The following is a 24,550-nucleotide window of genomic DNA, read 5'->3' as shown; positions in this document are numbered from 1 at the left end:
GCGATTGGCGCAGCGGTAGCGCGCTTCCCTGACACGGAAGAGGTCACTGGTTCGATCCCAGTATCGCCCACAGACAAACCCCCGGCCTCCCGGGGGTTTCTTCTTTGCCCGGAGCTGATCGCGCACCTCGGTGCGCGGTGTCAGGGACGGAGCCTGGGCCGCCGCAGCGCCCGCTCCGTCGACAGCCAGACACCGTAATCGGGCTTCTCCAGGGTGCCGCCGAACACCGACGCGTGGGCCACCGGTTGGCGCCCGGCTTCCAGGTGCGGCCGCAGTCCCCGACCCCAGCCGGCCGCGAGATAGGCGGGGATGTGCCCGCAGGTCTCCGTGACATCGCCGAACCGCAGATCGACGCGCACCGCATGGGCGTCGACGGGGTTGCCGGGTTCGGGCCGCAGGATGGCCAGGATCGGCGCATCGGCGGCACCCGAGTCTTTCCAGGCCGACACGACACGGTGAATGCCGGCGTAGTAATGGGATTCGCCGACGATCTCCTGCAGCCCATCGAACGGATAGAAGACCGTCTCCGTGATCGGCACGGGCTCGTAGGTTCGGTGCCTTCGCTTCGCGGCACCGAGGGAGACCATCGACACGTGTGACGCGACGAAGTCCACGACAAACCAAGCGGGTCTGGCTCCGGGCCGCCGCCCGATCTTCCGGTCGAAATCGTTCACTGTGCTCCCTGCCCTGCTCTGATCCTCCCAAGGCGCCGCTACCGTGCGCACCGCCCAATTGGAGGGGCAGCGTCGTGCGGCCGCACCGGTGCGGCGTCATCCGTACTGGGGATGGCGGCGCGGGCGCGGGTCCGCCAGTCTCGAGGTGGAGGTCCATCGATGGAACTGTTCGTGGTGGTCGCACTGTCCCTGCTCGTGATCATCGGCATCGCCGCCTGGCGCATCCGGGTGGCCGGCCGGTCGGTCGGCCGGTCGGCCGGGGCCGACGTTCCCCGTCGCCGCGCCTCCGATGCCGTGCCCGCGCCCACTCCGCGGGCTGCTCCCGCCCCCGCCGTGTCCGCGAACACACGCCCGGGGATGGCTTTGAGCCGATATCTGCCGCCGCAGGACTGGGCGAGACTGCTCGTAGCCGACGCCGGGGGACTGCCCACTCTGTACCTGCAGCCGCACGGCGGGGAGCTGTGGCTGACCGAGCCGACGACGGGCCTGCTTGTGAGCATCAGCAATGTGCACCTGCGCGGCCTGGGGATCTGGACCATCTGGCTGCGCAACGTGGATTCGCGCACCATCGTCGCCCGCGAAGGCCTGATCCAGCCCGGAGCGATGGTCTCCCTGGTGCGTGAGCCCGGGCATCCGGCTGCCGGCGGCGCCGTTTCCGTGCACTCGTCCAGCGGGCGCAGGGTCGGCCAGGTCAGCCCCCGGATCGCGGCGGGGCTGGCCGACCTGATCGACACCGGCACCGTGCTGCACGCGGTCGCTGTCGCCTTCGACCCGAAGCCGGGTGCGGACCGGCCGGGCCTGATCAAGGTTCTGGCGGCGCCGCCGGCAACCATCGAGCACCTGTTCCGGCGGCTGCCGCGCGCCGCCACGATCGCGCTGAACGACCGGGACGCCGTCCTGTCCGGGCCCTGGGGGTCGAAGGCTTCACTTGCGCCGCTAAAGTTGGAGAGGTTCGCACACAACTGAGGAGTTACACACGTGGTTGACGGCTTTGAGCTTTTCACCGACCGGTCCGTTGTCGCAATGCGCGTCAACGGCGAGCTCAGGGACCTCGCCGCAACGGTGACGCCGACGGATGCCGTCGAGCCCGTCACCCTGTCGTCCGCCGACGGCCTCAACATCCTTCGGCACTCGGCCGCACATGTGCTCGCGCAGGCCGTGCAGACCGTGAACCCGGCCGCGCGGCTCGGCATCGGCCCGCCCGTCACCGACGGTTTCTACTACGACTTCGACGTCGCCGAACCGTTCACCCCGGATGACATCAAGTCGCTCGAGAAGGCCATGGACCGGATCATCCGCCAGGGCCAGCGGTTCGTGCGCCGGGTCGTCACCGCCGACGAGGCCAGGGCTGAGCTCGCCGCCGAGCCGTACAAGCTCGAACTGATCGGGCTCAAGGGCGCCGCTCCCAGCGGGGACGACGCGAGCGCCGAGCTGGGAGCCGACAACGAGTCCGTCGAGGTCGGCGGCGCCGAACTGACCATCTACGACAACGTCGACCCGAAGACGGGGGAGACCGTGTGGAAGGACCTCTGCCGCGGTCCCCACCTGCCCAACACGCGCATGATCGGCAACGGCTACTCGCTCACCCGGCTGGCCGCCGCCTACTGGCGCGGCTCGGAGAAGAACCCGCAGCTGCAGCGGATCTACGGCACGGCCTGGCCCACCAAGGACGAGCTGCGTGCCTACCAGGCCCGCCAGGAGGAGGCCGCCAAACGCGACCACCGCAAGCTCGGCGCCGAACTGGACCTGTTCAGCTTCCCGGAGGAGATCGGCTCCGGCCTGCCCGTCTTCCATCCCAGGGGCGGCATCATCCGCCAGGAGATGGAGAACTACTCCCGCAAGCGCCACGCCGAGGCCGGGTACGACTTCGTCTACACGCCGCACATCACCAAGTCGAACCTGTTCGAAACCTCCGGGCACCTCGACTGGTACTCCGACGGCATGTTCCCGCCGATGAAGCTCGACGCCGAATACGACGCCGACGGGCACATGACCCGCCAGGGCGTCGACTACTACCTCAAGCCGATGAACTGCCCGTTCCACAACCTCATCTTCCGCTCCAGCGGCCGCAGCTACCGCGACCTGCCGATGCGGCTGTTCGAGTTCGGCTCGGTCTACCGCTACGAGAAATCCGGCGTGGTGCACGGCCTCACCCGGGTGCGCGGGATGACCCAGGACGACGCCCACATCTACACCACGAAGGAGGGGATGAAGGAGGAACTCACCTCCACCCTGAACTTCGTGCTGAAACTCCTCGCCGACTACGGCCTCGAGGACTACTACCTCGAACTCTCCACCAAGGACCCGAAGAAGTTCGTGGGCAGCGACGAAGCCTGGGACGAGGCCACCCAGACTCTCGCCGAGGTCGCCGAGGCATCCGGACTCGAACTCGTCTCCGACCCGGGCGGAGCGGCCTTCTACGGCCCGAAGATCTCGGTGCAGGCGCGGGACGCGATCGGCCGCACCTGGCAGATGTCGACCATCCAGCTGGACTTCAACCTGCCGGAGCGGTTCGACCTCGAATACACGGCGCCCGATGGCTCCCGCCAGCGCCCGGTGATGATCCACCGTGCCCTGTTCGGCTCGATCGAACGGTTCTTCGCGGTGCTCACCGAGCACTACGCCGGGGCGTTCCCGGTCTGGCTTTCCCCGGTGCAGGTCGTCGGCATCCCCGTCTCCGAGCAGTACGGTCCCTACCTCGATGAGATCATCGGCCGGCTCAAGGCGGCAGGCGTGCGCGCCCAGGTCGACCATTCCGACGACCGGATGCAGAAGAAGATCCGCAACCACACCAAGGCCAAGGTGCCCTTCCAGTTGATCGTGGGGGAGGAGGACCAGGCCAACGGCGCGGTCAGCTTCCGCTTCCGCGACGGCAGCCAGGACAACGGCGTTCCGATCGACGAGGCGATCACCCGCATCGTCGCCGCGATCGAGACCCGCGCCCAGGTCACCGGCCAGGGGCAGAGCTAGATGGTCCCCGGAAACGACGACGTCGGCACCGGAGCAGCCGGCACCGGCGCGACCGCCGACGACCGATTCGAGGGGATCGAGCACTCGTCCGACTTCGCCGCGGTACCGGATGCCTTCCAGCGGCTGTGGACGCCGCACCGCCTGGTCTACATCCAGGACGGCCAGCAGCCGGACGAATCCGACTGCCCGTTCTGCCGCGCCCCCGAGATGACCGACGAGAAGGCCCTGATCGTGGCGCGCGGGAAGCATGCCTACGTGCTGCTCAACCTGTTCCCGTACAACAGCGGGCACCTGCTCGTCTGCCCGTACCGGCACATTGCGACGTATGACGAGGCGACGCCCGAGGAGGTCGCCGAAATCGGTAGCCTGACCCAGGTGGCGATGCGCGTGCTCACCGAGGTATCCCACTGTGACGGCTTCAACATCGGCATGAACCAGGGCCGGGTCGCGGGTGCGGGCATCGCGGAGCACCTGCACCAGCACATCGTGCCGCGCTGGGCCCTCGACTCGAACTTCTTCCCGATCATCGCCAGGACGAAGGCCGTTCCCCGGCTGCTCGGCGAGGTGCGGCGCGAGGTCGCCGACGGCTGGCCGAAAGACGAGAACTAGCTTCACCTTCACGCTCCGCGCGGCACTTCGTCGTGCGAAACCCACAAGACGCAAGGAATAGAATCAAGGCTATGACTGAAACCACTTCCGCCGAGCAGTTTGGGTCGAGCCGCGTCAAGCGCGGACTCGCCGACATGATGAAGGGCGGCGTCATCATGGACGTCGTCAACGCCGAGCAGGCCCGGATCGCCGAGGATGCCGGTGCCGTCGCCGTCATGGCCCTCGAGCGGGTTCCCGCCGACATCCGTTCCCAGGGTGGTGTCGCCCGGATGAGCGACCCCGACCTGATCGACAGCATCATCGCCGAGGTCTCCATCCCGGTGATGGCGAAGGCCCGGATCGGCCACTTCGTCGAGGCCCAGGTGCTGCAGGCCCTGAACGTCGACTACATCGACGAGTCAGAGGTGCTGAGCCCGGCCGACTACGTCAACCACATCGACAAGTGGAACTTCACGGTTCCGTTCGTCTGCGGCGCGACCAACCTGGGTGAGGCGCTGCGCCGCATCACGGAGGGTGCCGCGATGATCCGCTCGAAGGGCGAAGCCGGCACCGGCGACGTCTCCGAGGCCATGAAGCACATCCGCACCATCAAGGGTGAGATCGCCCGCCTCTCGTCGCTGAGCAAGGACGAGCTGTACGTCGCCGCCAAGGAACTGCAGGCCCCGTACGAGCTCGTCGCCGAGATCGCGTCCACCGGCAAGCTCCCCGTCGTGCTGTTCGTCGCCGGCGGCGTGGCCACCCCGGCCGACGCGGCGATGATGATGCAGATGGGCGCGGACGGCGTGTTCGTCGGCTCCGGCATCTTCAAGTCGGGCAACCCGCAGGCCCGCGCCAACGCCATCGTCAAGGCCGTCACGTTCTACGACGACCCCAGCGTCATCGCCGCCGTCTCGCGCGGCCTCGGCGAAGCCATGGTGGGCATCAACGTGTCCGACCTGGCCGCACCGCACCGCCTCTCCGAGCGCGGCTGGTAGCCCGCAGTTCGTGAGCGTTGGAGTCCTCGCCCTCCAGGGAGACTTTCGTGAGCATGCCGCGCTCCTCCGGGGGCTCGGCGCGGAGGTCGAACTCGTTCGCCGCCCGGAGGAACTGGACCGCATCAGCGGCCTGGTGATCCCGGGCGGCGAGTCCAGCGTGATGGACAAACTGGCGCGCGCGTTCGGCCTGGCCGAGCCGCTCCGGGCCGGGATCCAGGCGGGATTGCCCGTCTTCGGCACCTGCGCCGGCCTGATCATGCTCGCCGACACCGTCCTCGACGCCATCCGCGGCCAGGAAAGCCTCGGCGGGCTCGACATCGCGGTGCGCCGCAATGCCTTCGGCTCCCAGACGGCGTCGTTCGAAACCGACCTCGACGTTCCCGTTCTCGGCGCCGACCCGGTGCACGCGGTCTTCATCCGCGCGCCCGTCGTCGAGACCGTCGGGCCGCGGGCCAGGGCGCTGGCCGGCCTCGCCGACGGCCGCTGCGTCGCCGTCGAACAGGGGAACCTGCTCGGCACCTCCTTCCACCCCGAGATCACGGGCGAGCACCGGTTCCACCAGTACTTCCTGGGCACGGTCGCGCGGGTCGGCTTCCGTGGCTGAGGTCCGCCCGTGACGCGCTTCGTCGCGCTGCTGCGCGGCATCAACGTCAACGGCATCACGATCGCGATGAACGACCTCCGCGACACGTTCGAGGAACTCGGCCACACCAGCGTGCGCACCGTCCTCGCCAGCGGCAATGTGCTCTTCGACACCGACCAGACGGATGCCCCTGCCATCAAGGCGCGGATCGAGCGTGCCCTCGGCGACAGGTTCGGCTACGACGCGTGGATCGTGCTCGTCGACACCGGCAGCCTGGCCCGGGTGGTGCGGGACTACCCGTTCGATCCCGGCCGGGAGGGCTGGCATCCGTACGTGGTCTTCGGCTCTGAACCGGCCGTGCTCGACGAGCTCGCCTCGGCGGCGTCCGGGCTGGACCCGGCCATCGAACAGGCGGCGCCCGGACACGGGGTGCTCTACTGGCAGGTGCTCCGCAGCGTCGGAATCACGAGCCCGTTCAGCAAGTTCACCGGGAAGGCGAGATACCGGACGACGACGACGACCCGCAACTTGCGCACCCTGGACAAGCTGCTCGCCGCGCCACCGGCCGGGTGAGACGGCGCCCCACCGGGCGCCTCGGGTTAGAATGAGCAGCACCCCATCGGTGCGACGACCAGGCAGCAGTGCGGCCGGCGGCAGCAGGCCGGCACCGATCCGAAGCCAAGCGAGACAAACGGGAGATTCATGTCCGGACATTCCAAGTGGGCGACAACGAAGCACCAGAAGGCGGTCACCGACTCTCGTCGGGCCAAGGCCTTCGCCAAGTTGATCAAGAACATCGAGGTCGCGGCGCGGATGGGCGGCATCGACCTGTCCGGCAACCCGACCCTGGTCGACGCGATCCAGAAGGCCAAGAAGACCTCGGTTCCGAATGAGAACATCGACCGCGCGGTCAAGCGCGGCGGCGGACTCACCGGCGAGGCCGTCGACTACTCCACCATCATGTACGAGGGCTACGCCGCCCACGGCGTCGCCATCATGATCGAGTGCCTCACCGACAACAAGAACCGCGCCGCGGCCGAGGTGCGCACCACCGTCACCCGCAACGGCGGCAACATGGCCGACCCGGGCAGCGTCGCCTACAACTTCCACCGTAAGGGCGTCGTCGTCGTCGCCAAGGGCAACAACGTCACCGAGGACGACGTGCTCGCCGCGGTCCTGGATGCCGGCGCGGAAGAGGTCATCGACGAGGGCGACAAGTTCGAGGTCCTCAGCGAGGTGCACGATCTCGTCGCCACCCGCACCGCGCTGCAGACAGCGGGAATCGACTACGACTCCGCCGACGTCGCGTTCATCCCGCAGCTCAAGGTCGAGGTCGACGCGGAAACCGCCCGCAAGGTGTTCCGGCTGATCGACGCGCTCGAGGAACTCGACGACGTGCAGAACATCTACAGCAACTACGACGTGTCGGCCGAGGTCATGGCGGAGCTCGAAGCCGAAAACGAGTAGCGGCCGATGAGCGTCCGGGTGCTCGGCATCGACCCCGGGCTCACCCGCTGCGGTGTGGGCGTCGTCGACGTGGCGGGGAACCGCACCGCGACCCTTGTCGACGTCACCGTGCTGCGCAGCGCCCCCGACCTGCCGCTGGAACAGAGGCTGCTCCTGATCAGCCGCGGACTCGAGGAGATGCTCGACCGGCACAAGCCCGCCTTCGTCGCGATCGAGCGGGTGTTCGCCCAGAACAACGTGCGTACCGTGATGGGAACCGCCCAGATCAGCGGTGTCGCCCTGCTGCTCGCGGCCCAGCGCGGCCTGCCGGTGACGCTGCACACCCCGAGCGAGGTCAAGGCCGCGATCACCGGCTACGGCTCGGCCGACAAGGCCCAGGTCGGGGCCATGGTCGCCCGCGTGCTCGGCCTGACCGAGGTGCCCAAACCCGCGGATGCCGCCGACGCCCTCGCCCTCGCGATCTGCCATGCCTGGCGCACCGGGATCTCCGGCGGAACCCTGCCCGCCGCCCCCGGCGGACCGGCCGGCAGCCTGACCCCGGCCCAGCGGGCGTGGCGCGCCGCCGAACGAAGCTCGGTGTCGCCCGTGCCCCGTAGTCTTAAGCGGTGATCTCCTCCGTACGTGGCCTCGTCCTCTCCGCCCTCGGTTCCACGGTCGTGATCGAGGTCGGGGGAGTGGGCCTGGCCATCCAGGTCACCCCCACCACTGCGCTGTCGCTCCGCACGGGCACCGAGGCGCGCCTGGCCACCACCCTGATCGTGCGGGAAGACTCGCTCACCCTCTACGGCTTCCCCGGCGTCGACGAACTCGCGGTCTTCGAACTGCTGGTCGGTGTGACCGGGGTCGGCCCCAAGTCCGCCCTCGGCGTGCTGGCCGTGCTCACCCCCAACCAGATCGCCCAGGCGGTCGCAGCCGAAGACGACGGCGTCTTCCGCAAGGTCAGCGGCATCGGGCCGAAGACCGCCAAGCTCATCGTGCTGTCCCTGGCCGGCAAGCTCGCTGTCACCACCGTCGCATCCGCGCCCGGTCGCCCGGTCGCCAGCACCGCCGCGGCGGGCGTGCAGGCCGCGCTGATCGGTCTGGGCTGGTCGGAGCGGGTGGCCGCGCAGGCGGTCGAGGAGACCCTCGCCGAAGCCGCCGACCCTGACCAGGTCGGTGTGGCCAGCCTGCTCCGCCTCGTCCTGGCCCGCCTCGGCCCCGCCCAGCAGGCATCGGAGCGCCGCTCATGACCACCAATCCCGCGACCAACCCCGGCCTGGCCGGCGACCCCGGCGTCGAAGTGACCAACCCGGTGCTCGAAGGCGAGGCGGAACTCGCCTTCGAGGGTGCCCTGCGCCCCCGCAGCCTGGGCGAGTTCGTCGGCCAGCACAAGGTGCGCGGTCAGTTGCAGCTCCTGCTCACCGCCGCGACCATGCAGAACCGCACACCCGACCACATCCTGCTGGCCGGCCCGCCCGGGCTGGGCAAGACCACCCTGGCCATGATCATCGCCTACGAGGGCAACCGGCCCCTCCGGATGTCCAGCGGCCCGGCCATCCAGCACGCCGGCGACCTGGCCGCGGTGCTGTCCTCCCTGGTGCCGGGCGAGGTCCTCTTCATCGATGAGATCCACCGGATGGCACGGTCCGCCGAGGAGATGCTCTACCTGGCGATGGAAGACTTCCGGATCGACATCATGGTCGGCAAGGGAGCGGGCGCCACGTCCATCCCGCTCGACCTTGCGCCGTTCACCCTGGTCGGCGCCACGACGAGGTCCGGCCTGTTGCCGAACCCTCTCCGGGATCGCTTCGGCTTCACCGCGCACCTCGAGTTCTACGCGGAGTCGGAACTGGAACAGGTGCTCGGCCGCGCCGCCGCGCTGCTCGACCTCCCGATCGGCCGGGACGCCCTGGCGGAGATCGCCGGGCGCTGCCGCGGCACCCCGCGAATCGCCAATCGCCTGCTCCGCCGGGTGCGCGACTACGCCCTCGTGCACGGGGGAGACGCCGACCTGGCCGCCGTGCATGCGGCGCTGGAACTCTACGACGTGGACCAGATCGGCTTGGACCGGCTCGACCGCGAGGTCATGCAGATCATCCTGACCCGTTTTGGGGGTGGGCCGGTCGGGTTGAACACCCTGGCCGTGTCGGTCGGTGAGGAGTCGGAGACGATCGAAGCGGTCGTCGAGCCGTTCCTGGTGCGGATAGGCTTCCTCACGCGCACCCCGCGTGGGCGCGTGGCCACTCCGGCGGCCTGGCGGCACTTCGGTCTCGTCAATCCGCTGGGCGCCGCGCCTCCGGGCGCCGCGCCTCCGGGCGCCGCGCCTCCGGGCGCCCTCACCCTGGATGACCTATAATTCGAGTTGGCTCGTCACGAGCCGCTCGCACACGCTTCGGCCACCGCGCCGCAACCGGAAGGTTTCACAGTTTTATGGATCCGTTGACTCTTGTCATGCTCGCCGTTCTGGCCGTGCTTGTCTTCTTCATGTTCCGCAATGGCCGCAAGCGCCAGAAGGACCAGGCAGCACTGCAGTCCCAGATGGTGGCGGGCGCCGAGGTCATGACCAACTTCGGCATGTACGGCACCATCCTGTCCATCGATGAGGAGGCCAACAAGGTCGCCCTCGAGATCGCCCCCGGCACCGTCGTGCACCTGCACCGCCAGACCATCGCGCGCGTCGTCGAGCCCACCGTGGCCGAGTCCGAGGCCGAGCCTGTCCCGACCGTCCAGCTGAACAAGGACGAAGCGATCGTCATGGGCGAACCCGAGTTCGGCCAGCGCGTCACCGATGCAGAATCCGACGAAGAGCCCAAAAAGGGCGACGCGTAACCAACCCCTCTCCATGCCCGCGCCATCGGCGCGGGCATGTGATTAGAAAGCTGAGTTTCAAGGTGGCAAAGTCGACTCCGGTCAAGAAGGCCTGGCGTTCCCTGACCTGGCTGGGTGTGATCATTGTCGGTCTCATCGCCCTCAACAGCGCCGGCGTCCTCACCGGAGGCGGTTCCTGGGCCCCCAAACTGGCCCTCGACCTCGAGGGCGGCACCCAGATCATCCTTGCGCCGAAGCTCGAGTCCGGTCAGTCCGTCTCCCAGGAACAACTCAACCAGGCCGTGTCGATCATCCGGCAGCGGATCGACTCCGCCGGTGTCTCCGAAGCGGAGATCAACACCCAGGGCGGCCAGAACATCGTCGTGTCCATCCCCGGGATCCCCGATGACGCGACGATCAACCGGATCGAGTCCTCGGCGAAACTCGAATTCCGCCCGGTCCTCGTCGCGGCGGCGCCCTCGGCCGCCAGCGTCGGCGGTGACGGCACGTCCAGTGCGACCCCGTCACCCACGGTCGACCCGAACCTTTCCAGCACCCCCACCGCGGTCCCGACCAACGGCAGCGACCTCAGCTACGTCACGCCGGCCCTGCAGGCCCAGTACGACGCGTTCGACTGCAGCAAGATCGACACCTCCAATGTGGCGCCGGCCAAGGAACCCCTCGTCACCTGCGAGTCCGACGGGTCGGTCAAGTACATCCTCGGCCCGGTCGAGGTCAGCGGCCAGAACGTCTCCAACGCCACCAACGGCCAGAAGACCACCCAGAGCGGCGCCACCACCGGCGAATGGGTCGTCAACATCGCCTTCGACGGCACCGGAACCAAGGACTTCGCCACGGTCAGCACCCGCCTCAGCGGGCTGACGGGCGTGCAGAACCAGTTCGCCATCGTGCTCGACGGCAAGGTCATCTCCGCTCCCCGCACCCTGGCCGTGATCACCGACGGCAACGCGCAGATCAGCGGAAACTTCACCCAGGACTCGTCCAAGACGCTCGCCGACCAGCTCAAGTTCGGCGCCCTGCCGATCAGCTTCACCGTGCAGAGCCAGGACACCATCTCGGCCACCCTCGGCTCGACCCAGCTCGGCAGCGGCCTGATCGCCGGCCTGATCGGCCTGATCCTGGTCGTGCTGTACTCGCTCGTGCAGTACCGGCTGCTCGGGCTGGTCACGGTGGCCTCCCTGACGGTGGCGGCGCTGATCACCTACCTGCTGATCACGATCCTGTCCTGGCGGGAGGGCTACCGGCTCTCGCTCGCCGGCGTCGCCGGGTTGATCGTCGCGATCGGCATCACCGCCGACTCGTTCATCGTCTACTTCGAACGGGTGCGCGACGAACTGCGCGACGGCCGCGGACTCGAGTCCGCGGTCGAGGCCGGCTGGAAGCGGGCCCTCCGCACCGTGCTGGCGTCAGATGCCGTGAACTTCCTCGCCGCCGGTGTGCTCTTCATCGTCGCCGTCGGCAACGTGAAGGGCTTCGCCCTCACCCTCGGCCTCACGACGATCGTCGACGTCGCCGTCGTGATGCTCTTCACCCACCCGATGCTGCAACTGCTCGCCCAGACCCGGTTCTTCAACGAGGGTCACCGGTTCTCCGGACTCGACCCGCGAGCACTCGGCGCCACCTACCGGGGCAGGGCCAAGTTCGCTCCCTCCCCGCAGTTGCCGTCCGGCAAGCTGGCGTCGGCCAGCCGCGAGGCCGCGAAGCGTCAAACCATCGCCGAGCGCAAGGCGGCAGAACTCGTCGGTTCCAGTACGGATCGGTCGACCGACGGGAAGGATTCCTAATGGCCAGCTTCTCCCAGTTCGGCAACGACCTGCACACCGGCAAGCGTTCGTTCAACATCGTCGGACGACGCAAGACCTGGTACACGGTCGCGGCGGTGATGATCCTGATCGCCCTCGTGGTGCCGCAGCTCCGCGGCGGTTTCGTCTTCGGCATCGAGTTCACCGGCGGCTCCGAATTCGTGGTGTCGGATGTGCCCAAGCAGGATCAGGCGATCGCAGGCAGGGCCGTGAACAGCGTCGTGCCCTCCGCGGTGCCCAAAGTGTCCAACGTCAGCACCACCGGTATCCGGGTTCAGACCGACCAGCTCAGCAGTGAGGCCACCCGTTCGGTGCGCAACGCCCTGGCCGACTCGTACGGTGTGCCGGCCGACAAGGTGACGGCATCCTTCATCGGCCCGTCCTGGGGTGCGGACATCACCGGCCAGGCCCTCCGCGGCCTCATCATCTTCCTTGTGCTCGCCGCCATCGGAATGGCGCTGTACTTCCGCACCTGGAAGATGTCGCTGGCGGCCATGGTCGCCCTGCTGCACGACCTGGTCATCACCGCGGGGTTCTACGGCATCACGGGTTTCGAGATCACCCCGGCCGCCGTCATCGGCTTCCTCACCATCCTCGGCTATTCCCTCTACGACACGGTCGTGGTGTTCGACAAGATCAGGGAGAACACGAGGGAGGACGGACCGGAATCACGGCGCACCTTCGCCGAGTCGGTGAACCTCGCCGTCAACCAGACGCTCGTGCGGTCGATCAACACGTCGATCGTCGCCGTGCTGCCGGTCGGCTCGATACTCTTCATCGGCGCCTTCGTGCTCGGGGCCGGAACCCTGAGGGACATCTCCCTCGCCCTCCTGATCGGGATCATCGCCGGGGCCTACTCGACCATCTTCATCGCCTCGCCGCTCTACGCGCAGCTGCGCACCCGCGAACCCGATGTGCGCAAGCGGGACAAGAAGGCGCTGCTCATGCGCGCCAAGGCCGGATCCGCCTCCAGGGTGGAAGTCTCCGTGTGAACCGCGCCCCCGCGCCGGTCATCGGGGCCGCCCGACATCCGGTAACCTGATTCAACTCCGCGAGGGGCGATAATTGGGTGAGGGAGTGAGGTGACGCGATGACCGAGATAACGACTCCACCTGCCTCGGCGTCATCGGCGTCGTCGGCGGCGTTGCCGCCTGCCTCCCTCCGCCGCCTGGTGCCCCGGATATTCTCCCGGGCCCAGCCGGCCGGCGCGGTCGACACCCTGTTGAAGACCGTGCGGATGCACCATCCCAAGGTGGACCTGTCGATCATCGAACGCGCCTATGCTGCCGCCGAGGGTGCCCACGAAGGCCAGTTCCGCCGGAGCGGCGAACCGTACATCACCCACCCGGTCGCGGTCGCCCAGATCCTCGCCGACCTCGGCATCGGGCCCAAGACCGTCGCGGCGGCGCTCCTCCACGACACCGTCGAAGACACCGAGTACACCCTCGACCAGCTTCGCTCCGACTTCGGCGACGAGATCACGATGCTCGTCGACGGTGTGACCAAGCTCGACAAGGTCAAGTACGGCGACAGCACCCAGGCCGAGACCGTGCGCAAGATGATCGTGGCGATGTCCAAGGACATCCGTGTCCTCATCATCAAGCTCGCCGACCGGCTCCACAACGCGCGCACCTGGGGTTTCGTGCCGGCGGAGTCCGCGGTGCGCAAGGCGACCGAGACGCTGGAGATCTACGCCCCGCTCGCGCACCGGTTGGGCATCCAGACGATCAAGTGGGAACTCGAAGACCTCTCCTTCGCTGTGCTCTATCCCAAGCTCTACGCCGAGATCGAGAGCCTGGTCAAGCAGCGCACCCCGCAGCGGGAAGAGTTCGTGCAGCACGTCATCGACGCCATCGTCGACGACCTCAAGGCCGCCCGGATCAGGGGCAAGGTCGCCGGCCGGCCGAAGCAGTACTACTCGATCTACCAGAAGATGGTGGTGCGTGGCCGCGAGTTCGACGAGATCTACGACCTTGTCGGCATCCGTGTGCTCGTCAACTCGGTGCGCGACTGTTACGCCGTGCTCGGGGCCATCCACGCCAGGTGGACGCCGCTGCCCGGCCGGTTCAAGGACTACATCGCCACCCCGAAGTTCAACCTGTACCAGTCGTTGCACACCACGGTGCTCGGGCCGAGTGGCCGCGCGGTCGAGATCCAGATCCGCACCCAGGAGATGCACCAGCGCGCAGAGTTCGGCGTCGCCTCGCACTGGAAGTACAAGGAACAGACCACCGGGAAGAGTTCGGGACCCGGCCCGCAGAGCGACACCGACATGGCCTGGCTCGCGCACATCTCGGACTGGCAGGCTGAGACCGCCGACCCCGGCGAATTCCTCGACTCCCTCCGCTACGAGATCGGCGCCAAGGAGGTCTACGTCTTCACCCCGAAGGGACGGGTGATCGGGTTGCCGACCGGCGCGACCCCGGTGGACTTCGCTTACGCCGTGCACACCGAGGTCGGCCACCGCACCATGGGCGCCAAGGTGAACGGCCGGCTCGTACCCCTGGAGAGCCCGCTGATCACGGGCGACGTGGTCGAGGTGTTCACGTCGAAGAACCCCGACTCCGGTCCGAGCAAGGACTGGCTCAACTTCGTCAAGAGCCCCCGCGCCCGCAACAAGATTCGCCAGTGGTTCACCAAGGAACGCCGCGACGAGGCCATCGAGCAGGGCAGGGACGCCATCGCGCGCGCGATGCGGAAGCAGAACCTTCCGCTGCAGAAGCTGATGAACCAGGACTCGTTCGCCGAGGTCGCCGCGGTGATGAAATACGAAGACGTGTCGGCGCTCTACGCCGCCGTCGGCGAGGGTCACGTCTCCACCCAGTCCGTGCTCGAGAAGGTCGTCGCCACGCTGCAGAGCGTGGAGGAGAGCGACGCGACCGATCTCCCGTTCGCCCCGCACGGCAGAACCCAGACCCTCCGGAACAGCGACTCCGGAATCCTCGTTCGCGGAGCCCCCGACATCCTGGTCAAGCTTGCGCGCTGTTGCACCCCCGTTCCCGGTGACAAGGTCGTCGGCTTCATCACCCGCGGGGCCGGGGTGTCGGTGCACCAGGCCGGCTGCCGCAACGTGCAGTCCCTGCTCAAGGAACCCGAGCGGATGATCGACGTGGACTGGGCTCCGACCTCGAAGAGCCTGTTCCTGGTTCAAATCCAGATCGAGGCGCTCGATCGGTCGGGTCTCCTCTCGGACGTGACCCGGGTGCTCTCCGAACACCACGTGAACATCCTGTCGGCCACCGTTCACACCTCGAGCGACCGCCTCGCGATCAGTCGGTTCGTCTTCGAGATGGGGGATACCACCCACCTCGACCGCGTGCTCAACGCGGTTCGCCGGATCGACGCCGTCTACGACGTCTACCGGGTCAACGACGGCTGACGCCAGCCCTCGGCCGCTGCGAGACGCCCCAGTGCGAGGCTCCGAAAGGGAACGTAGGCCCGGTCGCAGCGCCCCAGCGCCTGCTCGGCTCCGCCCGGCCCGCAGAGCCTGAGCAGCGCGCCGATCAGCGGGACGACGTCGACGTCGGGGTCCGGCCAGCGGGCGAGGTCGACCACCGTGCGGAGGGGCCGGGTGACCCGGAGGCCGGTGATCGAGGCCGTGTCCGTCGGCGGGCAGGTCACCTCGCGCAGGATCAGCCTGGCCGAGGGCTGCAGATGCACCCTGGCGCCCACCTCCACGCAGAACTGATGGCGGCGGGGCTCCGCCGCGAGCCCGAGGATCCAGGCCGCGGTGAGGCGTTCAGCGATCGCCCTCGGCGGCACGAGGAGCGCCGCAGCCTGCGCCCGCGTGTCGGGGGCGTCAAGCTCGTCGACCGGGCACCAGAAATCGCCGAGGGTGAACAGCTCACCGTCCAGCCGGGCGCTGCACAGCTCGGCGACGGGCAGGTCACGGCCGGAGAGAACGGAACGCAACCTGGTTGTCATCCGCCCAGAGTGAGGCCGCCGCGGGCGGCCGGAAAAGCGAAACGGGGATCTGTGGACAGATCCCCGTTTTCACTGCTGTGGACGAACCGGGCGCCCCGGCGCGGCCCTACTGGCCGATGGCCTTCAACCACGCCTTGCGGGTCTCCAGGGCCTCGGTCGCCGCGGCGATGGCTGCGGCATCCTTCCCGGCCTTCGCCTCGTCCAGCTCAGACTCGAACTTGGCGATGGCGTCGTGCAGCTGGCCGGCGAGACCCTCGGCACGGGCCTTCGTCTCCGGGTTGTTGCGCTTCCAGTGGTCGTCGTCGAGCTTGCGCACGGCGGCCTCGACCTTGCGCATGCGGTCTTCGACAACCTTCACCGAGTCGCGCGGAACCTTGCCGAGCGCGTCCCAGCGGCGCTGGATCGAGCTGAGGGCCGTGCGCGCACTGGTGCGGTCGGTCTCGGTGAGCAGCAGCTCGGCCTCGGTCAGCAATTCGAGCTTCTGGGCCAGGTTGCCCGCGAACTCCTCGTTGTCCTGGGCGTCGATCTCGCTCTTGACCGAGTAGAGCACGTCGCCGGCGGCCTTGAACTTGGCCCACATGGCGTCGTCCTGCTTCTTGCCGCTGCGCCCGGCTGACTTCCAGTCGTCGAGCAGGGTGCGGTAGACGGGGATGCCGTCGGCGCCCTTCGGGGCAAGCGCCTCGGCCTGCTCGATCAGCTGCTGCTTGCGGTTGCGCACGTCCTTGTGGGCGCTGTCCAGCTCGGCGAAGAACGCCTTGCGGTTCTGTTCGATCGTGGTGCGCGCGGCACGGAACCGCTTCCACAGGTCGTTGGCCTCGCCCTTGGGGATGCGGGGTGCGTCGTGCTGGTGCGCCTGCCACTTCGCGAAGAGCGCCTCCAGTGCGGCGCTGGTCTGCTTCCACTGCGTCTTGGCCGGGTCCTCGGCGGCAAGCGCCTCGGCCTCGGCCACGATGGCGGCGCGCTCGGCGACGGCCGCGGCGGCCGCTGCCTTCGCCTCCGCGCCCTGCTGCTCGGTGAGTTCGGTGACGGCGCCGCCCAGGGCGCCGAGGCGAGCCGCGAGGGCAGCGAGGTTGCCGACGGCGTTCGCGCCGGCCACAGCCTCGGTCAGGTGCGCGACGGACTTCGCGATGTCTGCCGCGGGAGCGCCGCCCTTGGCGCGCTGTTCGAGGAGCGTGACTTGTCCGTTGAGCTCAACGTACTTGCGCTCGAAGTAGGCCAGGGCCTCTTCCGGGGTAGCGTCCGGGTACTGTCCGACGGCACGTTCGCCGGTCGCCTCGCGCACGTAAACCGTGCCGGATTCGTCTACGCGACCCCATGGTTGCTGATCTGTCGTAGTCAAGAGCCTCACCTTTAAATGTCGTTGTCTGCCCACGAATGAGCCAATACCCGGTCAAGCCTATTGCAAGGCCGACCGCTGTTCGCCTGAAACTACTTAACTGATACCTGAGTGATGGTCGTCGGGACGACGGGCTTGCCGTCCGTGGCACCGCCCTCCACCCCGGCGGCCACGATCTCGGCCTTCACCCGGTCGAGTCCGCTGGTGACCCGGCCGAGCACGGTGTAGCCGCCGACGGCGTCCGCCGGGATGGTCGTGTCGTCATAGACGATGAAGAACTGGCTGCCCATGCTGTAGGCGTTCCCGCCCTGGCGGGCCATGGCGATGGTGCCGGCCGGGTAGACGCTGTCGGCGGGGGCGTTCTCGACCGGTCCGTAGCTGTAGCCGGGACCGCCCGTGCCGTCGCCCTTGGGGTCGCCGCACTGCAGCACGGAGAATCCGCCGGTGGTGAGCCGGTGGCAGGACACCCCCGTGTAGAAACCGGACTTGACCAGGCTGATCATCGACGACACGGCCTGCGGGGCCGCGGCGCCGTCGAGTTCGATCCCGAGGGGGATGCCGTTGAGGTCCATCGTCCCGGTCCAGCTGCGGCCCTCCGCGAGCGTGCTCGGGGGCACGTCGCCCGTGTTCGCCCCGGCGGCAGCGGTCGGTGTGGCACTGGGCGTGGCCGCGGCCGATGCGGACGGCGCGGGGGTGCCCGGTCCGCCGTTGAAGAAGAAGACCTGCGCGAGGATGGCGAGCACGATCACGACGGTGACCCCGGCACCGGCCAGCACGTTGTCGCGCACGCGCCGCTTCTCCTGGTGTTCGTGCACGGCACGCCGCGCCTGGTACGCCCGGACGCGGGACCTGGCCTCGCGGGTCTCGCGGTCTTGCTTCTTGTTCGGTGCCACGTCGAATCCTCCAGGGGCTGCCACAGGGGCCAGGTCAGACAGGGAAAATCGGGGCGCGCGAGCGGGCCCGGACCACGTTGAACTCTACGCCAGCATCGTTCGGCGCCCGTCCAGCCGCGCGGGCGGCCACCGATGCCTGATCGGCCCCGTCACCGGCACAAACTACGCTGGACTCATGGTCGATGTTCAACCGGGACTGCGCAGTGGCGCAACCCCCCTCGCGGTGCGGATGCGCCCGACCACGCTGGCCGAGGTCGCCGGGCAGCGGCACCTGCTCACCCCGGGCTCCCCGCTGGTCAGCCTTGCCAGCGACAAGACGGGGGAGCAGGGCTCCGTCTCCGTCATCCTCTGGGGTCCGCCCGGAACCGGCAAGACCACCCTGGCCCAGGCGATCGCCCACAGTTCCGGCCGCCGGTTCGTCGAACTCTCGGCGGTGAACGCCGGGGTGCGCGACGTGCGCCAGGTGATGGAGGAGGCCCGCACCAGCCGGGATCTGTACGGCCTGTCCACCGTCCTGTTCCTCGACGAGATCCACCGGTTCAGCAAGGCCCAGCAGGACGCGCTGCTGCCCGGGGTCGAGAACGGCGTGATCATCCTCGTCGCTGCGACCACCGAGAACCCGTCGTTCTCGGTGATCTCCCCGCTGCTGTCCCGGTCGCTGCTTCTCACGCTCGAAACCTTGAGCGACGACGACCTCGGCATCGTCGTCGACCGGGCCGTCACCGACCCACGCGGCCTGGCGGGACGGTTCACCCTCGACCCGGATGCCAGGGCCATGATCATCCGCCTCGCCTCCGGCGACGCCCGGCGGGCGCTGACGGCACTGGAGGCGGCATCCGTCTCCGCGGCCACCGCGGTCGAACCCGGCTCCGACGAGCCGGCGCTGATCACCACCGAGATCGTCTCGCTGGCCGTGGACCGGGCGCTGCTGCGCTACGACCGCAACGGTGACGAGCACTACGACATCATCAGCGCCTTCATCAAATCAGTGCGCGGTTCGGACGTCGACGCCTCCCTGCACTACCTCGCCCGCATGATCGAGGCAGGGGAGGACCCCCGCTTCATCGCGCGCCGGATCATCGTGCTCGCGTCGGAGGACATCGGCATGGCCGACCCGCAGGCCCTGGTCATCGCCGTGGCCGCCGCCGACGCGGTGCAGCTGATCGGCATGCCGGAGGGACGCATCCCGCTCGCCCAAGCCGTGGTGCACCTGGCCACCGCCCCGAAATCCAACGCCGCCTATCTGGCGCTGGACAAGGCCATCGCCGACGTGCGGGCCGGCAAGACCGGCCGGGTGCCGAAGCCCCTTCGCGACGCCCACTACGGCGGGGCGAAACGGCTGGGACACGGCAAGGGCTACAGGTACCCCCACGACGACGCCCTCGGCGTGCTCGCCCAGCAGTACCCGCCCGACGAGCTCAGGTCGGTCCGGTACTACGAACCCACCGAACACGGCAACGAGCGAGAGGTGTCCGCCCGGCTCGCGAAACTCCGCCGGATCATCCGCGGCCAGTAGCACACGGGCAGGCAGCAGGCCGCAGGCGGGAGCGCACGGGGAAGTCCCGCTGTGGTAACCTGTTCAGGCCTACAACCGGTTCGGCATGCGGCTGCGTCCGAACCCACGTTGAGGGGATTCCTCTATAGCCGAGGATCCCGTGGCACCACCCCTCTGATCTCCCATGACGCCCGGCGTTCTCCTTCGAGAGCGCCAGCGCCCTGGATTCCCCGTTCTGTTTGCAGTTCCATCGAAAGGACACCGTGTCTACCAAGTCACGTACCCGCAGTAAGACCCGCCTCTCGCGGGCACTGGGCATCGCCCTGACCCCCAAGGCCGCGCGCTACCTCGAGAAGCGTCCTTACGCTCCGGGCGAGCACGGCCGCACCAAGCGCAAGACGGACTCCGACTACGCGGTGCGCCTTCGCGAAAAGCAGCGCTTACGTGCCCAGTACGGCATCCGCGAGGCACAGCTCAAGATCGCCTTCGAAGAGGCACGTCGCGCCCAGGGCCTGACCGGTGAAAACCTGGTCGAGATCCTCGAGACTCGTCTCGACGCCCTCCTCGTGCGTTCGGCCATCGCCCGCACCACCGCGCAGGCCCGCCAGATGGTTGTGCACCGTCACATCCTGATCGACGGCCAGCTCGTCGACCGGCCCTCCTTCCGCGTGAAGCCGGGTCAGCTCATCCACGTCAAGCCCAAGAGCGAAGGCATGGAGCCGTTCCAGGTTGCGGCTGCCGGCGGTCACGTCGACGTGCTCCCGAAGCTGCCGCCGTACCTCGAGGTCGAGATCGACAAGCTGCAGGCGCGCCTCGTGCGCCGCCCGAAGCGCATCGAAATCCCCGTGACCTGTGAAGTCCAGCTCGTCGTGGAGTACTACGCGGCCCGCTAGGTCCCGATTCAGCCGCATCGCCGCCGCGCGGTGCATCTGAACTACGCTGGAGAGCGGATCATCCTTCGGGGTGGTCCGCTCTTTGGTTTTTGTCCCGCCGTGCCCTGCGGCGCCTCGTCGCATGCCGAATCTGGAATGGATGGTTGTCAATGTCAGGTGGGGATATCGCCGGACTGATCGCGGCCGCCGTGTTCGCGGTACTTGTCGGCGTGCTCGCGGTTCCACTCATGAAACTGGGCCGCGTCTTCGACGAGACGACCGCGGCCATCCGTGAGTTGAGCCGGAACGTCACGCCGATCCTCGAGGAAACGACCACCACCATCCAGGAGACGAACAAGCAACTGGCCAGGGTGGACACCATCACCGGCAATGTGGCGGATGTCACCGGCAACGTCTCCGCGCTGGTCGCACTGGTCGCGGCGACCGTCGGCGGTCCGCTGGTCAAGCTGGCCGGGTTCTCGGCCGGTGTGCGCGCCGCCTTCCTGGCCGCCCGGCCGTCCCGCGCCCGTCGTCGGCGCAGGTAGGCCCGGGTCGGCTACGCTGGAAAGGTGCCGGTCGAGTCTGGGATTCGCCGGCCTGTCCGTGTTCGACGGCGTGACCGACCCGCAACTGCCGTCCTACGCATGTCCCACCCCGCATCCGGGTCTCCGCAATCAGGGTCTCCACACACCTCAGGGAGCATTGTCATGAAGAACTTCATCTGGTTCGTCGTCGGCGTCGGCGTCGGACTTGTCATATCCCGCGAAGCCAGCAAGACGCGCCAGGGCAAGCAGTTCTTCAGCGACCTCGACACGAAGGCCCGCGAATTCGGCGAAGCCATCTCCGAGGGCTATCGCAAGCGCGAGGCCGAACTGCGCGACGCGATCGGCGATGTCGGCGCAGGAGCGACCGACGTCGCCGCCGACGCGGGTAACGCCATCGGAAACCTGGCCAAGCCGTAGGCTGCCCACCCGGCAACCCTCTCCATCTCGTCTCAACGAACTACGGAACACATGCAGACTGCTGAAATTCGCGGGCGCTGGCTCGACTTCTTCGCCGATCGCGGGCACACCGTTGTCCCCTCCGCCTCGCTCGTCAGCGACGACCCCACACTGCTCTTCACGGTTGCCGGCATGGTGCCGTTCGTGCCGTACCTGACCGGTCTCGTGCCTGCTCCGTACCCGCGGGCGACCAGCGTGCAGAAGTGCATCCGCACCAACGACATCGAAGAGGTCGGCAAGACGCCGCGGCACGGCACGTTCTTCCAGATGAACGGGAACTTCTCCTTCGGGGATTACTTCAAGGAACAGGCGATCGGCTACGCCTGGGAGCTGCTGACGACGTCGGAAGCCGACGGCGGCTACGGTTTCGCGGAAAAGGACCTCTGGGTCACCGTCTACGAAGACGACGATGAGGCCTTCCGCTACTGGAGGGCTCTCGGCCTGCCGGAGGGGCGCATCCAGCGCCTCGGCATGGACACGAACTACTGGTCCACCGGCCAGCCCGGCCCGGCCGGTCCCTGCTCGGAGATCTTCTTCGACCGCGGCCCGGCCTACGGCATCGACGGCGGCCCGGCCACCGACGACGACCGGTATGTCGAAATCTGGAACCTCGTCTTCATGCAGTACCTCCGCGGCGAGGGCACCGGCAAGAACGACTTCGTCATCCTCGGCGACCTGCCCAAGAAGAACATCGACACCGGCATGGGGCTCGAACGCGTCGCTTTCCTCAAGCAGGGCGTCGAAAACATGTACGAGATCGACCAGGTCCGCCCGGTCCTCGACCGCGCCGCCGAGCTCTCCGGCCGCCGCTACGGCGCCTCCCACGACGACGACGTGCGAATGCGGATCGTCGCCGACCACGTGCGCTCCTCCCTGATGCTGATGAGCGACGGCGTCATGCCGTCCAACGAAGGCCGCGGCTACATCCTGCGCCGGCTGATGCGTCGCAGCGTGCGGGCGATGCGCCTCCTCGGCGTCGACACGGCATCCTTCACCGAGCTGTTCCCGGCGTCCCGCGACGCGATGGCGAGCGCCTACCCGGAGGTCAAGGCCGACTTCTCCCGGATCAGCCAGGCCGCCTACGCCGAGGAGGAGACCTTCCTCCGCACGCTGGCCAGCGGCAGCAGCGTGCTCGACCTGGCCGTCGCGAAGACGAAACAGGCCAACAAGAGCGTCCTCCCCGGCCAGACCGCCTTCCTCCTGCACGACACCTACGGGTTCCCGATCGAGATCACCCTGGAGATGGCCGAGGAGGCCGGGCTGAGCGTCAACCGCGACGCCTTCGACACGCTGATGAGCAAGCAGCGGGCGATGGCCAAGGCCGACGCGAAGGCGAAGAAGACGCACCTCGCAGACCTCTCCGTCTACAGTGCCTTCCGCGCCGAGGGAGAGACCGCCTTCACCGGCTACGAGACGCTGCAGACCGAGTCCACAGTGCTCGGCATCATCGTCGACGGCGTCTCCGTCACCAGCGCCGTGGCCGGCGAAATCGCCGAGGTGATCCTCGCCGAGACCGCGCTCTACGCCGAATCCGGCGGCCAGGAGGCCGACGCCGGGCTCATCGTCGGCACCGGCTACGAGCTCGAGGTCATCGATGTGCAGAAGCCCGTCAAGGGCCTGATCAGCCACAAGGTTCAGGTCACCAGCGGCGAGGTCGGCGTCGGCGACCAGGCCACCAGCGTGGTCGACCCCGACTGGCGCCGCGGCGCCCGCCAGGCGCACTCCGGCACCCACGTGCTGCACGCCGCCCTCCGCCAGGTGCTCGGCCCGAACGCCCACCAGTCCGGTTCGTACAACAAGGCCGGCTTCTTCCGCCTCGACTTCTCCTGGAACCAGGCGCTGTCCCCGGCGACCCGCAGCGAGATCGAGGAGATCTCCAACAACGCGATCCGCGACAACCTGCCCGTCACCACCCGGGAGTTGCCGCTGGCCGAAGCCAAGGCGCTCGGCGCCATGGCACTCTTCAGCGAGAAGTACGGCGACCGCGTGCGCGTCGTCGACATCGGCGGGCCCTGGTCGCGGGAGCTCTGCGCCGGAACCCACGTCTCCACGAGCGCCGAGATCGGCATGATCAGCCTGGTCAGCGAGGCATCCGTCGGCTCCACCAACCGGCGGGTCGAGTCGCTCGTCGGCCTCGAGGCGTTCCGGGACCTCGCCGCCGAGCGTTCCATCGTGTCCCTGCTCACCTCGAGCCTGAAGACGCCGAAGGAACAGCTGCCCGAGCGCATCAACGACCTGGTCCTGAACCTCAAGGCCGCCGAGAAGAAGATCGCCGCGTTCGAGGCGCGCGCGCTCACCGACAAGGTGCCCGCGCTGGTGGCCACCGCCGCCCGTGCCGGCTCCGCCATGGTCGTGGCGGAAAGCCTCGGTACCCTGGGCTCCGCCGACGACCTGCGGATGCTCGTCACGGCCACCAGGGAACGCCTCGGCAGCGATCCGGCGGTCGTCGCCCTCGCCGCCGTGGTCGCCGACAAGCCGGTCGTCATCGTGGCCACCAACCAGGCGGCCAGGGATGCCGGGCACCGTGCGGGAGCCCTCGCCAAGCAGGTCGCCGGGATCCTCGGCGGCGGCGGCGGCGGAAAAGACGACCTCGCCCAGGGTGGCGGCGCGAAGGTCGCGGCCATCCCGGCGGCCCTCGCCGCCGTTCGCACCACCGTCGCGGGCTGACCGGTGCGACACGGCGTGCGGGTCGGGGTTGACGTCGGCACCGCCCGGATCGGCCTGGCCAGGAGCGACCCGCACGGCATGCTTGCGACGCCGGTCGAAACCGTCAGCCGCGACCACTCCGGCGCCACCGACGTGGGGCGGATCGTGGCCGTGGTCGCCGAACTGGACGCCATCGAAGTGGTGGTCGGCTTGCCCCTGGCACTCTCCGGCAACCGGACGGCATCCACCAACGACGCCGTCGGGTTCGCCGAGACGCTCGCGCGCAGCCTGACCGTGCCGGTGCGGCTCGTCGACGAGCGTCTCTCCACAGTCGCCGCGCAGTCCGTGCTCCGGGCGGCCGGGCGGAAGGCGAAGACCCAGCGCCCAGTGGTCGACCAGGTTGCCGCGACTATAATTCTGCAGCATGCCCTGGACACCGAACGTGCCCTCGGAAAGCCACCCGGCTCGCCCGTAGCTCCGACCGAAGGGCCGTAAC

General features: G+C 68.5%; 24 protein-coding genes and 1 tRNA gene. 21 read left to right on the top strand and 4 right to left on the bottom strand.

Annotation, left to right across the window (positions count from 1 at the left end):
* Nucleotides 1–70 (top strand) — tRNA-Val (locus E3O32_RS10520).
* A 70-nt stretch (nucleotides 71–140) separates the two neighbouring features.
* Here the strand turns inward: E3O32_RS10520 and E3O32_RS10515 are convergent.
* Nucleotides 141–674 carry a hypothetical protein gene (locus tag E3O32_RS10515; RefSeq protein WP_134509292.1) on the bottom strand — a complete coding sequence of 178 codons (534 nt, stop codon included), beginning with the start codon at nucleotides 672–674 and terminating at the stop codon, nucleotides 141–143.
* A gap of 159 nt (nucleotides 675–833) precedes the next feature.
* Between E3O32_RS10515 and E3O32_RS10510 the strand changes: the two genes are divergently transcribed.
* The 14 genes from E3O32_RS10510 to E3O32_RS10445 all read left to right on the top strand — a co-directional run bounded on the left by E3O32_RS10510 (nucleotide 834) and on the right by E3O32_RS10445 (nucleotide 15,266).
* On the top strand, nucleotides 834–1,640 hold the full coding sequence (locus tag E3O32_RS10510; protein ID WP_134509290.1) for a hypothetical protein: 807 nt from the start codon (nucleotides 834–836) through the stop codon (nucleotides 1,638–1,640).
* Between the two features lie 57 nt (nucleotides 1,641–1,697).
* Nucleotides 1,698–3,644, top strand: a complete 1,947-nt coding sequence (gene thrS / locus E3O32_RS10505; RefSeq protein WP_241974783.1) for a threonine--tRNA ligase — start codon at nucleotides 1,698–1,700, stop codon at nucleotides 3,642–3,644.
* A complete protein-coding gene (locus tag E3O32_RS10500) occupies nucleotides 3,645–4,253 on the top strand; it encodes an HIT family protein (RefSeq protein WP_134509286.1) in 609 nt (202 codons plus the stop codon).
* 71 nt (nucleotides 4,254–4,324) lie between these two features.
* On the top strand, nucleotides 4,325–5,227 hold the full coding sequence (pdxS, locus tag E3O32_RS10495; RefSeq protein ID WP_134509284.1) for a pyridoxal 5'-phosphate synthase lyase subunit PdxS: 903 nt from the start codon (nucleotides 4,325–4,327) through the stop codon (nucleotides 5,225–5,227).
* A 10-nt stretch (nucleotides 5,228–5,237) separates the two neighbouring features.
* Nucleotides 5,238–5,831 (top strand): pyridoxal 5'-phosphate synthase glutaminase subunit PdxT, encoded by a 594-nt coding sequence (pdxT, locus tag E3O32_RS10490; RefSeq protein WP_134509282.1) that lies wholly within the window; start codon nucleotides 5,238–5,240, stop codon nucleotides 5,829–5,831.
* 9 nt (nucleotides 5,832–5,840) lie between these two features.
* Nucleotides 5,841–6,383, top strand: coding sequence for a DUF1697 domain-containing protein (locus E3O32_RS10485; protein WP_134509280.1), 543 nt, complete (start codon nucleotides 5,841–5,843; stop codon nucleotides 6,381–6,383).
* A gap of 129 nt (nucleotides 6,384–6,512) precedes the next feature.
* Nucleotides 6,513–7,277 carry a YebC/PmpR family DNA-binding transcriptional regulator gene (locus tag E3O32_RS10480; protein ID WP_134509278.1) on the top strand — a complete coding sequence of 255 codons (765 nt, stop codon included), beginning with the start codon at nucleotides 6,513–6,515 and terminating at the stop codon, nucleotides 7,275–7,277.
* A gap of 6 nt (nucleotides 7,278–7,283) precedes the next feature.
* The gene (gene ruvC, locus E3O32_RS10475) at nucleotides 7,284–7,886 is read left to right on the top strand and encodes a crossover junction endodeoxyribonuclease RuvC (protein ID WP_134509276.1); all 603 of its coding nucleotides are present in this window, start codon (nucleotides 7,284–7,286) and stop codon (nucleotides 7,884–7,886) included.
* Entirely contained in the window at nucleotides 7,883–8,506 is a 624-nt protein-coding gene (ruvA, locus tag E3O32_RS10470; RefSeq protein WP_134509274.1) for a Holliday junction branch migration protein RuvA, read from the top strand. The genes ruvC and ruvA overlap by 4 nt, the downstream gene beginning before the upstream one ends.
* On the top strand, nucleotides 8,503–9,612 hold the full coding sequence (gene ruvB / locus E3O32_RS10465) for a Holliday junction branch migration DNA helicase RuvB (RefSeq protein ID WP_134509272.1): 1,110 nt from the start codon (nucleotides 8,503–8,505) through the stop codon (nucleotides 9,610–9,612). Before ruvA ends, ruvB begins: the two co-directional genes overlap by 4 nt.
* Nucleotides 9,613–9,686: 74 nt before the next feature.
* Nucleotides 9,687–10,085 carry a preprotein translocase subunit YajC gene (yajC, locus tag E3O32_RS10460; RefSeq protein ID WP_134509270.1) on the top strand — a complete coding sequence of 133 codons (399 nt, stop codon included), beginning with the start codon at nucleotides 9,687–9,689 and terminating at the stop codon, nucleotides 10,083–10,085.
* A gap of 62 nt (nucleotides 10,086–10,147) precedes the next feature.
* Nucleotides 10,148–11,869 (top strand): protein translocase subunit SecD, encoded by a 1,722-nt coding sequence (gene secD, locus E3O32_RS10455; RefSeq protein WP_134509268.1) that lies wholly within the window; start codon nucleotides 10,148–10,150, stop codon nucleotides 11,867–11,869.
* Nucleotides 11,869–12,879 carry a protein translocase subunit SecF gene (gene secF / locus E3O32_RS10450; RefSeq protein ID WP_134509266.1) on the top strand — a complete coding sequence of 337 codons (1,011 nt, stop codon included), beginning with the start codon at nucleotides 11,869–11,871 and terminating at the stop codon, nucleotides 12,877–12,879. The genes secD and secF overlap by 1 nt, the downstream gene beginning before the upstream one ends.
* Nucleotides 12,880–12,977: 98 nt before the next feature.
* Nucleotides 12,978–15,266 carry a RelA/SpoT family protein gene (locus E3O32_RS10445; protein ID WP_134509264.1) on the top strand — a complete coding sequence of 763 codons (2,289 nt, stop codon included), beginning with the start codon at nucleotides 12,978–12,980 and terminating at the stop codon, nucleotides 15,264–15,266.
* Here E3O32_RS10445 and E3O32_RS10440 read toward each other — a convergent pair.
* The 3 genes from E3O32_RS10440 to E3O32_RS10430 all read right to left on the bottom strand — a co-directional run bounded on the left by E3O32_RS10440 (nucleotide 15,245) and on the right by E3O32_RS10430 (nucleotide 18,040).
* Nucleotides 15,245–15,811, bottom strand: coding sequence for a hypothetical protein (locus tag E3O32_RS10440; RefSeq protein WP_134509262.1), 567 nt, complete (start codon nucleotides 15,809–15,811; stop codon nucleotides 15,245–15,247). The two genes, E3O32_RS10445 and E3O32_RS10440, sit on opposite strands and share 22 nt — an antisense overlap.
* A 106-nt stretch (nucleotides 15,812–15,917) precedes the next feature.
* On the bottom strand, nucleotides 15,918–17,150 hold the full coding sequence (locus E3O32_RS10435; protein ID WP_134509260.1) for a DUF349 domain-containing protein: 1,233 nt from the start codon (nucleotides 17,148–17,150) through the stop codon (nucleotides 15,918–15,920).
* Between the two features lie 89 nt (nucleotides 17,151–17,239).
* Nucleotides 17,240–18,040, bottom strand: a complete 801-nt coding sequence (locus tag E3O32_RS10430; protein ID WP_134509258.1) for a peptidylprolyl isomerase — start codon at nucleotides 18,038–18,040, stop codon at nucleotides 17,240–17,242.
* Nucleotides 18,041–18,215: 175 nt separating this feature from the next.
* Between E3O32_RS10430 and E3O32_RS10425 the strand changes: the two genes are divergently transcribed.
* From E3O32_RS10425 to ruvX, 6 genes are all read left to right on the top strand, one after another.
* On the top strand, nucleotides 18,216–19,556 hold the full coding sequence (locus tag E3O32_RS10425; protein WP_134509256.1) for a replication-associated recombination protein A: 1,341 nt from the start codon (nucleotides 18,216–18,218) through the stop codon (nucleotides 19,554–19,556).
* A gap of 242 nt (nucleotides 19,557–19,798) precedes the next feature.
* Nucleotides 19,799–20,428, top strand: coding sequence for a 30S ribosomal protein S4 (rpsD, locus tag E3O32_RS10420; protein ID WP_134509254.1), 630 nt, complete (start codon nucleotides 19,799–19,801; stop codon nucleotides 20,426–20,428).
* Between the two features lie 149 nt (nucleotides 20,429–20,577).
* Nucleotides 20,578–20,952, top strand: a complete 375-nt coding sequence (locus E3O32_RS10415; RefSeq protein WP_134509252.1) for a DUF948 domain-containing protein — start codon at nucleotides 20,578–20,580, stop codon at nucleotides 20,950–20,952.
* A gap of 162 nt (nucleotides 20,953–21,114) precedes the next feature.
* On the top strand, nucleotides 21,115–21,369 hold the full coding sequence (locus tag E3O32_RS10410) for a hypothetical protein (protein ID WP_174776504.1): 255 nt from the start codon (nucleotides 21,115–21,117) through the stop codon (nucleotides 21,367–21,369).
* Between the two features lie 51 nt (nucleotides 21,370–21,420).
* Nucleotides 21,421–24,075, top strand: a complete 2,655-nt coding sequence (gene alaS, locus E3O32_RS10405) for an alanine--tRNA ligase (protein ID WP_134509250.1) — start codon at nucleotides 21,421–21,423, stop codon at nucleotides 24,073–24,075.
* Nucleotides 24,076–24,078: 3 nt separating this feature from the next.
* On the top strand, nucleotides 24,079–24,549 hold the full coding sequence (gene ruvX, locus E3O32_RS10400) for a Holliday junction resolvase RuvX (RefSeq protein WP_174776503.1): 471 nt from the start codon (nucleotides 24,079–24,081) through the stop codon (nucleotides 24,547–24,549).
* The last annotated feature ends 1 nt before the right edge of the window (nucleotide 24,550 follow it).

The organism is Cryobacterium mannosilyticum, assembly GCF_004402705.1.
GTDB classification, from domain to species: Bacteria; Actinomycetota; Actinomycetes; order Actinomycetales; family Microbacteriaceae; genus Cryobacterium; species Cryobacterium mannosilyticum.
This window is presented reverse-complemented; position numbering and strand designations above follow the sequence as displayed.